This window comes from Bombiscardovia apis (assembly GCF_033095945.1).
Taxonomy (GTDB): domain Bacteria; phylum Actinomycetota; class Actinomycetes; order Actinomycetales; family Bifidobacteriaceae; genus Bombiscardovia; species Bombiscardovia apis.
The window spans coordinates 169,721-183,509 of sequence record NZ_AP026800.1; the positions used below are offsets into that span (position 1 = coordinate 169,721).

The 13,789-nt window shown below is 56.0% G+C and carries 10 protein-coding genes; 8 read left to right on the top strand and 2 right to left on the bottom strand.

Annotated elements, in window-relative coordinates:
• Nucleotides 1–395: 395 nt before the first annotated feature.
• Nucleotides 396–1,763: an ATP-binding protein gene (locus R8377_RS00595; protein WP_317643637.1), complete on the bottom strand. Its 1,368-nt coding sequence runs from the start codon at nt 1,761–1,763 to the stop codon at nt 396–398.
• 716 nt (nt 1,764–2,479) lie between these two features.
• Here R8377_RS00595 and R8377_RS00600 point away from each other — a divergent pair.
• The 3 genes from R8377_RS00600 to R8377_RS00610 all read left to right on the top strand — a co-directional run bounded on the left by R8377_RS00600 (nt 2,480) and on the right by R8377_RS00610 (nt 6,073).
• Complete coding sequence (locus R8377_RS00600; RefSeq protein WP_317643034.1) at nt 2,480–2,893, top strand: hypothetical protein; 414 nt, start codon at nt 2,480–2,482, stop codon at nt 2,891–2,893.
• Nucleotides 2,894–2,902: 9 nt separating this feature from the next.
• Complete coding sequence (locus tag R8377_RS00605; RefSeq protein WP_317643035.1) at nt 2,903–3,580, top strand: nucleotidyl transferase AbiEii/AbiGii toxin family protein; 678 nt, start codon at nt 2,903–2,905, stop codon at nt 3,578–3,580.
• A 306-nt stretch (nt 3,581–3,886) separates the two neighbouring features.
• On the top strand, nt 3,887–6,073 hold the full coding sequence (locus R8377_RS00610; protein ID WP_317643638.1) for a DEAD/DEAH box helicase: 2,187 nt from the start codon (nt 3,887–3,889) through the stop codon (nt 6,071–6,073).
• A gap of 546 nt (nt 6,074–6,619) precedes the next feature.
• Here the strand turns inward: R8377_RS00610 and R8377_RS00615 are convergent.
• Nucleotides 6,620–7,237, bottom strand: a complete 618-nt coding sequence (locus tag R8377_RS00615; RefSeq protein WP_317643036.1) for an InlB B-repeat-containing protein — start codon at nt 7,235–7,237, stop codon at nt 6,620–6,622.
• A 257-nt stretch (nt 7,238–7,494) separates the two neighbouring features.
• Here R8377_RS00615 and R8377_RS00620 point away from each other — a divergent pair, with 257 nt between their 5' ends.
• The 5 genes from R8377_RS00620 to R8377_RS00640 all read left to right on the top strand — a co-directional run bounded on the left by R8377_RS00620 (nt 7,495) and on the right by R8377_RS00640 (nt 13,733).
• Entirely contained in the window at nt 7,495–8,445 is a 951-nt protein-coding gene (locus R8377_RS00620; RefSeq protein WP_317643037.1) for an Abi family protein, read from the top strand.
• Nucleotides 8,446–8,584: 139 nt separating this feature from the next.
• Complete coding sequence (locus R8377_RS00625; RefSeq protein WP_317643038.1) at nt 8,585–8,899, top strand: addiction module antidote protein; 315 nt, start codon at nt 8,585–8,587, stop codon at nt 8,897–8,899.
• 236 nt (nt 8,900–9,135) lie between these two features.
• Nucleotides 9,136–10,863: a pyruvate oxidase gene (locus R8377_RS00630; protein WP_317643039.1), complete on the top strand. Its 1,728-nt coding sequence runs from the start codon at nt 9,136–9,138 to the stop codon at nt 10,861–10,863.
• A 354-nt stretch (nt 10,864–11,217) separates the two neighbouring features.
• A complete protein-coding gene (locus R8377_RS00635) occupies nt 11,218–13,080 on the top strand; it encodes an FTR1 family iron permease (RefSeq protein WP_425605028.1) in 1,863 nt (620 codons plus the stop codon).
• Complete coding sequence (locus tag R8377_RS00640; RefSeq protein ID WP_317643041.1) at nt 13,077–13,733, top strand: iron transporter; 657 nt, start codon at nt 13,077–13,079, stop codon at nt 13,731–13,733. Before R8377_RS00635 ends, R8377_RS00640 begins: the two co-directional genes overlap by 4 nt.
• Nucleotides 13,734–13,789: the final 56 nt, after the last annotated feature.

The following is a 13,789-nucleotide window of genomic DNA, read 5'->3' on the forward strand; positions in this document are numbered from 1 at the left end:
GCGACATCGTTGCCGCCTCCTGAAGGGCCGTAGGTGGGGTTGAGGGAGAAGCCTTGGGCGTCGGTTACCGGGTCAGCGTGGGCTGGACGGGCTAGGCTGAGTTGCCCCCCCCCCCAGGACCAAGATAGCTAGCGCTAGTACAACCGTACTGGCTGAACGAAAACGACGCATGGTGTAACCCCTGATTTAACGTAAGAAAGCGATGTTGCTGCGGCAGCTTCCCCAAGCCAACCCAAGCGCGCAGTATTCTCAATAAGTATTACTATTCCCATTATAAGCACGCCCCGACCCCATGTCCAAACTCGCAAACTACTTCCGCCGCATTCCCCCAACCTAAGCTCTGCGTAAGAGCGGTTCGGCGCGAGGGGCCGGCGTGGGTTTGGGAGCAGCGGCAGCTAGAGGCAGTGGGCCATGTAGAGGGGAAGGTACACGCGGTCTCCCGCTTGGCTCAGCTCCTTGGGGTGAATGACATATTGCGTGCCCACGCGCTTAGCAAACCGAGCCTTGAACTTGTCCAATGACTTACTGCCATAGCGACTAGTCGACTTCACTTCAACCGGACTCACGCGCAGCTTCGCCTTGGCCTGAGCGTAGGGCGCTGGCAGGAGGAAGTCAATCTCCATGGTCTGTTCTGCCTTGCTGCGATTGTTGCTCGAATAAAAGAACAGGTCGTACCCTGCCGCCCGCAGCTGTTGCGCGACCAAATTCTCCGCGAGCATGCCTTCGTTGACGTTGAGCTGGCCGAAGAGAATTTCGCGGTAGATTTCATTGGCTGCATTCTCGCCCCTTCCCGCGGGAAATGCTTGGCTGACGAGCAGGCCGGTGTCTGCCATGTAGCATTTCAGCGTGGCCCTGTCTTCCTCCATGCGCAGTCCCACGTGGGGGTCGGCGGCGCGGTAGCAGTTGTTGGTGATGCAAGCATCGGAGAGCCAGAAAAAGGCTTCGTCGTAGTCTCGCATGCGGGCGTCTTTGCTGAGGGAAGCGAGGTTGAACCGCTTCTCGTGCTTAGAAAGCTGCTCGGGTATGCGGTCGAAGACTGACGTGACTTTTGCCTCATATCCGCGGGCGAAACGGGCGACGTCGTTGCGGTAGAGATCTAAAATCCGGCGCTTCGAGCGGTCGACTTGCGCAAAATCGTGTGTTGCCGCATAGTCCGCGACCGGCTTGGGCATGCCGCCCACCAGCATGTATTCGCGCAGCAGTTGCGAGGCCTTGCGGTGGATGGCTGCTGGCAGGGGCTGAAGCTCGTGGAAGGAGTCTTGGATGGCGCTCGCTAGGGGCTCTTCGCCCAGGGCCCAGAGGAACTCCTCAAAATCGAGCGGGTTCAAACGGAAGGCGTCTTCCTCGGAGGGGATAAGGATGCCGTCTATGTTTTGGCGAATGGAGATGAGGGAGCCGGTTTCGATGTAGTCGTAGCGGCCGTCGGCGACCAGCTGCTTGATGAACGCTCGGGCGGTGGGGAAGTACTGCACTTCGTCGAAGATGATGAGCGAATCGCGTTGGTGAAGGGGGGTGTTGAAATAGACGGAGAGGTAGGTGAAGAAGCGCTCCAAATCGGTGCGCTGGTTGCGGAAGATGTCTTTGACTTCGTCGCTGATGGTTGAGAAGTCGATGAGAATGTATGAGCGGTATTCGCGCTGGGCAAACTGCTCTACCAGAGTTGATTTGCCGACGCGGCGGGCACCTTCTATGCGCAGCGCGCTCTGCCCTTGCTCTTGCTCTTTCCACGTGAGCAGGCGCTGATACCCCTTGCGGTGCAGTATAGGCTGATTATCTGACGTGCTCATGGTCCCCACCCTTTTCCTTGTAATACCGGCCTTTTTGGCCTATCTTACCACGGAATCAAGGGTGTGGAGGGGAGCTCATTTACACGGAATCAATGGTATAGGTGTGCTCGGTTTTACACGGAATCAATGGTTTGGGGGTGGTGGTTTGTAGACGTAATCAATGGTGGGGGGGGGCGAGACGGAGCGGTCGCGGAATCGGGCCCGCTGCTAGTTTCGCGCGGGTGCGCGTATTTGGCTGGAGTTAACTTCAGGACCATATGTGTAGGATGCTTCATGACTGCTGAAGTTTCAAGGTAGTTGCGGGCAATTCTCTGGTTATCGGTGAATATAGTTTCGATGTCATTAGCTGGACCGACCGAATGAATGACAGATACACGCGGCCCTCCTTCGGATAAGAAACTTGGGCAAATGACATGTAGTGCCCCATGCACAGACCCGCCTCGAAACTAGCGTTCATTTTAATCCATCGTTTATGCAGAATATGAGCAGTCGAACAGTATTCGTAAAAGAAGAGAAAAAAGAAGAGAAAAAAGAAAGAAATGATTGTTGTCGATTCGATAGCAATAAGCCAAACTACTAAACTATCCTCGCCGCATTCGTAGATAATCGAGAAGATGACATCGCAGTGGTTTCGCTGGCGTAGATAAGTAGCGAGCTGGGCAGTAGAATGGGGAGACTACGGCGAGGAGGTGATGATGAAGTATGTGACTGGTTTGAACGCTTTGAACCTGGGCGAGCGCGACGATACGCCCGGCGACTGGCATTATTCGGCGCTTGACTGGGAGCGGCCGATGATTCTCGATACCGAGCGCTCGCCTTTTGGTGCCCAGGGCGTGGGGTTAGAAGACGTGCCCGGGCGCGGCATTGTGCCGACAGCTAACCATGTGCGCGCGTGCCTGGATCTTATTGAGCAAGGCTATTTCTCGGACGCGCAAGGAATGCGGGAGAACTTCATCAGCAACGAAAGCCACACGCCCGAGATTTTGCAGGCAGTCTGGGCCTTACGAGAGCGGGGGAACTGGCCCGCCATAGACCGTTTTATGGGGCGCGAGTACCTCACCAGCTGGCTCGTTTTCAAGCGTTCCCAACTATTGCGGCAAGAATAAGGCGGCCTTATGTGTGCACATAATATCGATGCCCATAAAGCTGTAATAGAGCACATGCTTCGCAGTCTCAATGCTCCGGCACCGGAGGGCAACCCCTTCATTCTTAAGGGCGGAACTGCGCTCATGGAGTGTTATGGGCTCGACCGTTTTTCGGAAGATATAGACCTTGATTGCGAGCGGGCAAAAGTATCTGGCAAGCGCTTTGTTCAGGCGATTGAGCAAGCCTGTCACATTGCAGGATTCGCTTATAGGGTTGGGAAAGATACGCCGACCGTGCAGCGGGTATTCGTCGATTACGGCAATCCCCAGCGCCCGCTTAAAGTGGAACTTTCGCATAGAAGAAAAGTCGTTGATGTGGATGTGATTGCTGTTGTTTCGGGGATTAAAACGTATACAATCAGCGAATTATGCGAACAAAAATGTGCAGCCTACATGTCTCGCGACAAAATTCGTGACTTGTTTGACCTGACATTTATTGCCGAACAGCACTGGGCCCAGCTCAACCAATCTGCGCGGACAATGCTCCAGCGAGCTTTTGAATACAAGGATATTCGGCAGCTTGATTATTTGTTGGAAACGCAAAGCGACCCGCTTATTGATGCTCAACAGCTCGAAGACCGCTTTCTCCAAACAATGGACAAGGTTGGATTGCTAACAGTGCCCGAAGACGCAGAACCTGAGCTATAGCTTCAAGCGAATCACTCGACAAGGCCACGTGCTAAAGTGGTTGGGTTGGCTCTGCTGCCTCTTTGCGAGGCTTTTTTTGGAATGGGCCAATCGTCGCCTGAATGCTCTGATTGCCGGGAATCTTCCGCGAATTTCTTTGCTTTGCTCGCGGCCCGCGGGTTGCCAGCCGGTAGCCTCGCGCAGATTTCACTCGGTGAGAGGTTGATATTGTCAACTATTGTTATGCCCGAATTGGGCGAAGTGCGCTCAAAATCGCGCCATTCAGCTGCGAACACAACCAGTGCAGCAATTGCAGATATGGATCAGATGAATACCCTAGAAGTGAATGAATTGAACGAAAATACAGCAGAATATACAGAAGATTTCGCCGCCAACGACGTCGATTCGAGCGAGGCAAACGCTGCTTCCGCCCAAGAATCACACAAGACTTTCGCCGAGTTGGGCGTGCCAGAGCCGCTCGTGCGGGTGCTCAAGGCCGACGGCAAGACCACGGCTTTCCCCATTCAGGAAGATACGCTGCCCGATTCGCTCTCTGGCCGAGACATTTTGGGCCGTGGGCGCACGGGTTCGGGCAAGACCCTGGCCTTCGTATTGCCGACGGTGGCTCGCTTGGCTGCTAGTGCGGATGACCACCGCGATACCCGCTCGGCCCGCGACCGCCGCGCTCTGCCCGCTCCCCGCGGCCTGATTTTGGCCCCGACCCGCGAGCTGGCCAACCAGATTGACGAAGTGTTAACGCCTCTGGCCCGCGCCTATCGCATCGAAACTTGCACCATTTACGGTGGCGTGCGCCAAAGTCGCCAGGTGAACGACCTGCGTTCCGGCGCCCAAATCGTGGTTGCCTGCCCCGGCCGCTTGGAGGACTTACTCCGCCAGGGCCTGCTGACCTTAGACGACGTTGAAATTACCGTGCTCGACGAGGCCGACGAGATGAGCGACATGGGCTTCCTGCCCGCAGTTGAGCGTATCTTGAGCCAGGTGCGCGAGGACGGGCAGCACATGCTCTTCTCCGCGACTTTGGACCACGGTGTCGACGCAGTGGTGAAGCGCTACCTGCACAACGCCAAGGTGCACGAGGTGGATTCCGCCACCCAGCAGGTGGACCTGATGACCCACCACATTTTTGAGACTACTCAGGGTGATAAGCACGAATTGGTGCGCAAGCTGGCCTCCGGCATGGGCAAGCGCATCTTCTTTACGCGCACCAAGTTCCAGGCCAAGAAGCTGGCCGACAACCTTACTAAGGTGGGCATTCCCGCGGCTGAGCTCCACGGCAACCTGTCGCAGAACCAGCGTGACCGCAACTTGAACGCCTTCTCGGGCGGCGAAGTGCGCGTGCTGGTTGCTACCGATGTGGCTGCGCGCGGCGTCGACGTTTCTGGCGTCGATTTGGTGGTCCAGGTGGATCCGCCGGCAGACCCCAAGTCCTTCCTGCATCGCTCGGGCCGTACTGCTCGCGCGGGCAAGGCTGGCGATGTGGTGACGCTCGTGCTGCCCAACCAGCGCCGGGATACCAAGCGTTTGCTGCGTATTGCGCACATCGACGCTAAGCCGGTGGGGCATGTGACTGCTGATTCTGGCGAGGTTGAGGCCCTGGTGGGCGAGACTGCGCCAATCGTGGAAGGCTGGACTTTGGCTCCTCTGCGGCCTGCGCGTACCGGCGGTTCCGGTTCGGGCCGTGGCCGCGGCGGGCGCGGTGGCAATCGTGGCGGTGAGCGTCGCGATGGCGGGCGTCGTGGAGATCGTCGTGATGGCGGACGTGACGGCGGGCGCAGGAATGACTTCCACAAGGGCGGTTTCCGTCGTGATGACCGCGATGATTTCGCTGGTGAGCGCCGCAGTAACCGCTATGACCGTGGCGAACGCGGTGAGCGCAACGACCGTAGTGACCGCAATGACCGCAACGATTTCGGCGGTGAGCGCGGCGACTTCCGCAGGGGCGGCAACCGTTCGTATCGCTCCCACGATTCGCGCGACTTCCGCGAGGATAGGGGCCAGCGCTCCGGCGGCTACGGACGCAACAAGGGCCGCGATTTTAACCGCAGCGACGATTTTGGTCACGACGGTCCTTTTGAAGGCCGCGGCGGTCGTGGAGACCGTGGTGACCGTTACGATCGTGGTGAGCGCAGTGAGCGCGGTGGACGTGGCGACCGCGACCGCAGCTACGGCAAGGGTAAGGGCGGTTACAAGGGTCGCTCCGACGGCGGCCAGCGCTCGCGTGGTTCCTACGAATCCCGCGACTCTTACCGTTCGCACGACTCCCACGGCTCTCGTGATTCCCGTGATTCCCGCGATGGGTTCGAGTCTCGCGGTTCGCGCAACTTCGAAGGTGGTCGCGGCAAGTCGCGCAACCCCCGTTACGATGACCGCGGCGAAGGCGGCCAGGGTGGGCACGGCGGTCACGGTGAGCGCCGCCAGTCGGCCGGTTTCCAACACCGCACCAACCGCAGCAAGCGCTCCTCCAACCCCTTCCGCGGCTCACGCAACAAGTAATCCGCGAGCCTAAATCAGCTAGCCAACGGCCAAACGCCCTAAGCTAACTGCCTAACCTACGCAAGCCGGCCCCGCATCCCACTGATGCGCCCGCCCGCTTCGCACCCAAGAGCCGCCCTGGCCCCAACCAGCGCGGCTCTTCCCATACCCATTCCCGCCCAAAAAAGTAAAAGTTTGTACATCCAATGTACAATTTTTTATACATGCGATGTACAAAATTATCATTGCGACCGACAGTGCTGCGTTTGTTTGGCCCATGCTCGCATGCATGCTAGCTCAATGCGCGCGCCCGTGACCGCTACTTTCGAACCCAGAGCACTCCCGATGGTTCTGCCGGTATACCCGGTAAAACGCCGAAAACCGCCGGAGTCTTAAAATCTAGCGGTTTTCGGTTAGATGCTGCGTTTGTCTACTCTGCGGCTACTTCCTAGCTACTTTGTGGGAGTGGCGGCCGGAGTGTGATTGCTGCTTTTTACGGCTGGATACTTCGTGGCCTGCGTAGGTGGCTGCGGCTAGGGCGCTTGCTGCTAGGAGCCCGCCGCCGCTTCACTGTTGGAGGGGGATGGCTCCGGCTTTGGGCAGGGTGAAGGCCGGGGACCAGCGGGCGTAGAGGGTCATGCTGCCGGTGACGTTTTGGCTGAAATCCCAGCGGTTGCCGCCGGTGGGTTGGGTGTACCAGCCAACGAGCCGGTTGCCTTCGTAAGTCGGTGCCGGCGACGGTTCGGCTACTGGTCCTGCTGCGTTCAAGCTAACGGTGTCGTTGGAGTGCATGGTGCCTCCCTGAGGCTCAAACATAACCACCGCATACCCTTTAACGAGCTGCTTAATGTACCCGTTGAATGGTACAGGACTGGCGTTGGGAAGTGTGACGGTGCCGTTGAAAGCGTATGTGTGCCCCCCCCCCGGGAGTGTGTGTGCCCACTGATAAGTGCCGTCGCCAGAGTTGTAACTGCCGCCTGCTGGGGAGGAGTAATCGTATTCAGTGCCGCCGTTGTTCCATTTCCAGGGCGTTGCATAAGTGTCCGGCGAGTGCTTGATGGTTGCTGGCCCCAGTGTCATCGGTGAGGGCGAGTACCCGGGCAGGTCAGGGAGACGCAATTCCTGACAGGTTCCCCAACCCGCGCAAGCCCGCAGCGCATATTCCAATACCCAACACTCTACCATCGTTTGCCAAAGCAATCCCAACTTTGTATTCCAATCATGTATTTTTTTGAGCTGCGCCAGATTCAAAAACAGCTTCTTTATTTTGTCAAAAACAGTTTCTGTATTTTTGTCCAAGACGGCGCCAGATTTTTTTGACGGGCGCCGTGGTTTCAGATACAATCAATAGTGTGATTAGGACTCGTAGCGATACGGACGGCGAGCCCCATTAACCGCCAAGGCTCTACCTGCTTGGCGGTTTTTTCGTCAAGGAGCCTAACTTGGACAAGCCGTTTACCACTCTCAGCGACCAAGTGCGCATACTCCGAGAGCGAGGTCTTGAATGCGATGAAGATACTGCCCGTGTCTTGGCGAGGGAAGGCTATTACCAAGTAGTTAATGGGTACAAGCCGTTGTTTTTGAAAACCAACATCAATCAGCAAGATAAATATAGAGATGGCGCCCAGTTCCAGCATATCTATACTTTATTCTGTTTTGACCGCGACCTGCGCATGTTGATATTCAAATATTGTGAGCAGGCGGAGGCCAAGCTGAGAACTATTTGCAGTTATGTATTTACGCAAGCGTATCCCGATGATGTGTATCCGTATCTTGAAGCCAAGAACTATCGAGTTACGGCAGACCGTTCCCATTTGGCGAACTGGTACAAGTATAAAGTGGAAGATCTTATCGACACGTTCAAGCATGTGATAGGACTGCCGCCGCACCGAAGACCCCGATTTGAAAAAGACTATATTCAGTTTTACGTGGCTAAGCACCAGCATGTGCCGATGTGGGTGCTCGCAAATAGCTTGAGCTTGGGTACTATGTTCAAATTTTTCTGCTACCAGTCTGACAGCATCAGGAACGCTATAGCTCGCGAGTTTTCTCGACAGTACAGCTTTGACCACGATGACGGTACCCGCTTTTACTTTCACGATTTGCAGCAAAAATACAACCATATTAAAGACTTCCGCAATATTTGTGCTCACGATGAGCGTTTGTATTGTGCCCGTGTGGACCCGTCGAAGGGAACTTCATTGGCGGCTCTTTTGCTTGATTTTGAATCGGTACTAACTTCTGAAAGTGCTCACAAGTTGAAGCTTGATGTGTTTAATTTGGTGCAGTCCTTGTACGGTGCTGTACCTGACTATGTGTTTGACCACATTACTGACAGTATGGGATTCCCTACAGCCACTTTCGCTCCCGCCGCTTCGAGTTTGGGGAAGTAGAGTATGTAAAACAGCTGGTAACAGTGGCCAACTGAGCGGTCGGACACCTTGTTTTACTTATTCTGCTTTCGGGTGGAGATAAGAAATCCCAACAACGCGACATCGAAAAAGCAATAGCGTTGAAGAAGGAGGCAAGGTTATGACAACCATTAGTGAATTTAGGCCTGAAGATTATTTGAATAATGAAGAGGACATCGCGGATTACTTGAATGCGGCGCTTGAAGAAGCCAATGAATTTGACGATCCGCGCCAGGGAGCTGCTTTCTTCGCGCGCGAGGTGGGCGTGGCAGCGCGGGCCCGAAAGAAGGTGACGGATATTGCGAACGATACTCAGTGCACCCGTCAGGGCATTTACAAGTCACTTAGCGCACAAGGCGACCCTGCATTTAGCACTATTTTGAGCGCTATTCATGCCTTGGGTGGGCAGCTCACCGTAACTATTCCTGCTAGATAATTGGTTGTATCGCCGCTCGCTTTAAGAATCGCAGTTTTTGACGAACTAGGCTTTTTGAGACTTGCTTACACGGGTGTTGCGCCGCAAGATGCTCAAAATGTGAGCTAATAGACTGTGATAAAAGTCATAGGTTTGGGGGGTGGAAAATGGCGGAATAGCGTGGGTTTGAGCGGGTTTTCGGTGCTATGGTGAAGCCATCACAGTTATTGTTCTAAACAATTGAGGTTGATATAACTATGGCAAAAATTAATGCTGCCGACAAGATGGTTCAGGTCATGGAAGCCTGGGGCATCGATAACGTATACGGTCTGCCCGGAGATTCCGTCGACACAACAGTCGATGCCCTCTACCGCCAGCGCGACAAGATTAAGTTCACGCAGGTGCGCCACGAGGAAGTTGCCGCACTGGCCGCCGCCGCTCAGGCCAAGCTCACCGGCAAGGTGGGTGTCTGTCTCTCCATCGGCGGCCCCGGAGCCATCCACATGCTCAACGGCCTCTACGATGCCAAGATGGACCACGTGCCCGTCGTTGCTATCGTGGGCCAAATCCAGTCTCACCTGCTCAACACCGGCTACTTCCAAGAGGTAGACCTGCCCAAGCTGTGTGACGACGTAGCCGTATATAACAAGCTGGTTACCAGCCCCGAGACCGTGCCCGCAGTAATGGACGAGGCTATTCGCATGGCTTACCTCCACCAGGGCGTGGCCGTGCTGACCATCCCCGATGACGTGCCCAACCACAAAATCGAGGACACTTTCCAGCCCACCGCAGACCTCTTCCACCAGTCGCACCCCGCCATCAATCCGGCAGACATTGACAAGGCCTTGCATATGATTCACGCTGCCAAGAAGCCCGTCGCCTTCTTCGGTATGGGTGCTAAGGGCGCGCAGGTTGAGGCTAAGGAATTCGTGGAGCGCTACTCCCTGCCCTTCATTCAGACCATGCCTGCTAAGGGTACGATTGACGACGACCACCCCAACGCTCTGGGTCAGGTGGGCAAGCTGGGCACCAAGCCCGCTTACGAGGCCATGTTCGATGCCGACTTGCTGATTTTGGTGGGCACCGATTATCCTTACGCTCCCTACCTGAACGGCAAGATTCCGGCCATCCAGATTGAGATTGAACCCACCCGCATCGGCAAGCGGCACGCAGTCGAGGTTGGCATGGTCGCCGACGCTAGGGATGCTCTCACCCAGCTCAACGCTCGCGGCGAGCAGATTGCGGAAACCGGCTGGCTCAAGGCTTGCCGTAAGAATATGGATACTTGGCGCAAGTGGATGAACGACGTCACTTCCAAGTCTCACAAGGGCGTGCTGCCCTCCCGCACCTTCGCCAAGATGAGCGAAGTTGCGCCCTCCAACGCAGTTTGGTCGGTAGATGTGGGCACTTCCACCTCCTTCGGCGCTCGCTTTATTACGGCTAAGTCCACGCAAAAGTACACCATTTCCGCTTGGTTGGGTACCATGGGTTGCGCTCTGCCCGGGGCTATCGCCTCCAAGGCCTCCATGCCCGATCGCCCAGTATATGCGGTCTGCGGCGATGGCGCTTTCGCTATGGTGATGCAAGATTTCGTGACCGCGGTTAAGTACGATTTGCCTATGGTTGTGGTCATTTTGAACAACCACATGCTCGCTTTCATCGAGTACGAGCAGCAGGCAGTGGGCCAGCAGAACTACGGCATTGATTTGGCAGACATCGACTTTGCCAAGTTTGCCGAGGCTTGCGGCGGTATCGGCGTGAATGTTGCTACCGACGAGGAGTTTGACGCTGCTATCGAAAAGTACAAGAACCCCACGAAGCCGGTAATTATCAACTGCGCTTCCACCGACGAAGCCCCACTGCCCGGCAAGATTATCTGGGACGAGGCCGAGGGTTACATGAAGTTTGGCTTGGGCTATATGAAGGAACAGTTCCGCATTCCCGAGCTGCCGCCTCTGCGTGAGCTCATGCGCCAGTTCCTCTAAGCTGAGGCGAGCGTTGAGTCTTGCGTAAGGCTGCGCAAGGCCGAATGAGAAGGGCCGTGGGGTGCAAGTCATCCCGTGGCCCTTCTGCTATTCGCGCCCAATCGCCGCAATCCCGCGCCCAATCGGCGTGTCGAAAGCGGCGTGTGGTGATTTTAGGCCCGAGCTCCCTCTCTGTGAAACCCCTGTGTCTGGGCTGTGTTTCAAGCGTTCTCAGCAAACAAACAGACAGTGCTAAGCATCCTGACGGTTTTCTGTAAAAAGTCAAGTCTATCTTTCTGCGATTTCCTGTTTTAGATTAACGTGTAAGGCTCTCTGCATGCGGCAGCTGGGCATACCAACGAACTAGGGAATATGATGAACTGGCCACAAGGCAAGCATGGAGTTCAAACTCCTGGAAAGACCGCGGGAGGTGATGTCTCCGCACAGGTTAGACGCTGCCGTTTGCTGGGCCGTCGCTCCTGCTTGCGTCTGCTGCTGACCTTCTTGCTAGCGGTCATCGCGGGCCTTACTGCTTTGACTTTCGCTGCCTCCCCAACTCCAGCTTTCGCCATGCCCTCGCCCGCCCCAATCCGGACCGCGCACTATTCGAGCTGGTCCGAAGTGGCTCAAGCTGCCGTTCGACACATAGAAGCTGGCCAAGCTGCCTATTCTTCTGGCGATTACGCCGGTGCCTCTTCCGACTTTGGTGCGGCTTATAACAGCGTGTTCGTAGCCGACAATATGGCCCGGGCTCTTGCTGAAAAACTTTCCGCTCCCGAACGCAGGTATGCGATTGACCGCCAATTTCAGAATTTGCAAGGCGAGGCCTACTTTAGCGATAGTGGGCAGAGCGTAGCGAGCGATGCGGAATCGCTCAAAGCAACGCTCACTCAGCTGGGGCAAGAGCTAGATTCGGCAGCAGGAATGCCCAAGCCGGAGCCTTATGCGCAGCAGATTGAGGCGCAGACTTTGGCCGAGCGTAAACGCATAGATGCGGCGCGGAAGAACAAGGACTCGGGCAAGGGAAACAAAACGTGGACCCAAGTGGCCCATGACATGACGAACATTTTGGACTATGCATACGAACAAGCTGCGGCCGGTAAGGGGCGGGCGGGCGCTGATTTAGTCAACAAAGCCTACTATCAGTATTACGAAAAGCTGGGCTTTGAAAAAACTGCCATGAATGCCATTTCGGGCAGTCGCGTTTCCCAAGTGGAATACCAGTTTAAGCAAACCCGCATGGCGATGTCTGGCGGCAAAGATGCCAAGGAAATTAAGCCGCTGGTGAGCGATTTGCAGGCCATGCTCGTAACCGATGCCAAGATTTTAGACGGGGGAGCGGCGAGCGAGGTCAATCCCGTCACCAGTTTCCTCACTTCCGCATTCGGGCAGGCGTTCGTGGTGCTCCTGCGCGAGGGCTTAGAGGCCATTTTAGTAGTGGCCGCCATCATCGCCTACCTGGTAAAGGCTGGGCACAAAAGCAAGATTGGGCCTATTTACTGGGGTATCGCCGCCGGTTTAGCTGCCTCGGGCGTGGTGGCCCTCCTCTTCAGTCTGCTCTTCAACGGCAATGGCCCCGAGCAGGAGATTCTCGAAGGCGTGGTGGCGCTTGTGGCTATGGTCATGCTGCTCTACACCAGTAATTGGATGCTCTCCAAGGCCTCAACCCAGTCTTGGAATGAGTACATCAAATCTCAAACCGCCTCCGCAATTTCCAAGGGTAGCGTGCTGTCTCTGGCTGCGCTCTCCTTCCTCGCCGTCTTCCGCGAGGGCGCTGAAACCGTGATGTTTTACCAAGCTATCTTTGCTATGGCCCCCTCCGGTTCCTCTCAAATATGGGCGGGATTCGGCGCCGCGGCCGTCTTGCTAGTCATTATTTTCGTACTTATTCGCTTCACATCAGTCAAAATTCCCATCCGCCCCTTCTTCGCCATCACCTCGGCCCTTATGGCGCTCATGGTGGTCATTTTTGCGGGCGGCGGTGTGCATGCGCTCATCGAGGGCGATCTCATTTCGGCCTCCTATCTGCCGGGCGTGCCTACGAGCGACTGGCTGGGGCTCTACCCCTATAAGCAGAGCATAGGGGCTCAAATACTGGCCCTCATTCTGGTGATTGCGCTCTTCTTTATTTCTTGGCTCAAGAGCCGGCGCCCGGCTGCGCCAGCTCAAACGGCCACGGCAACAGCAGTATCTAATCCACCTTCTGAAACACAGAATGAACAAAGGAAACCACTATGAGCACCAAAAAACTGACCGCGCTCGCCGCGATAGTTCTCTCCGGCGCCCTAGCGCTCTCTGGCTGCGGAGGATCCAAAAGCGAAGGCGTGCGCGAGGCTTCGGGGCCCGACTCCAGCTCGCAGGGAGCCGATAAGAAGGACGGCAAAGACGGGAAGGATGACAAGAAGGAAGATGGTAAGCCGGCCTTCGAAGAGATTCCCATTCCGCCTGAAGACCAGCAGAAAGGGCCGCTCACCATCGGCACCGTCTTCTTCCAGCCTATCGACATGGTTCCGGCGATGGGACTCAGCGCTGCGGATGCTAGCCTGCATTTGGAAGCCGACATTCACGCTGCCAAAGACAACGATTTGGGCTATGCTACCGGCGAGTTTGTGCCTGATTTGACCGTCAAATACAGCATCGTAGATAAGAACGATCCCAATAACCATCAGGAGGGAACGTTTATGAAGATGAACGCCTCTGACGGCCCCCACTATGGTTCCAATATCAAGATGGAGAAGGCTGGTTCTTACAAGCTCACCTACACGATCGAATCCCCGGAACGCCAGGGCTGGATGCTCCACGTGGACCCAGCCACCGGCGTCAAGGGCCGCTTCTGGACTGAGCCTATCGTGGTGGACTGGGATTGGGATTACACGCCTCACGAGTGGTGATGCATGCGGGGCGGGCGCAAACTGCGGGTGTCTGCTCCGGAAATAACCACTAGTAC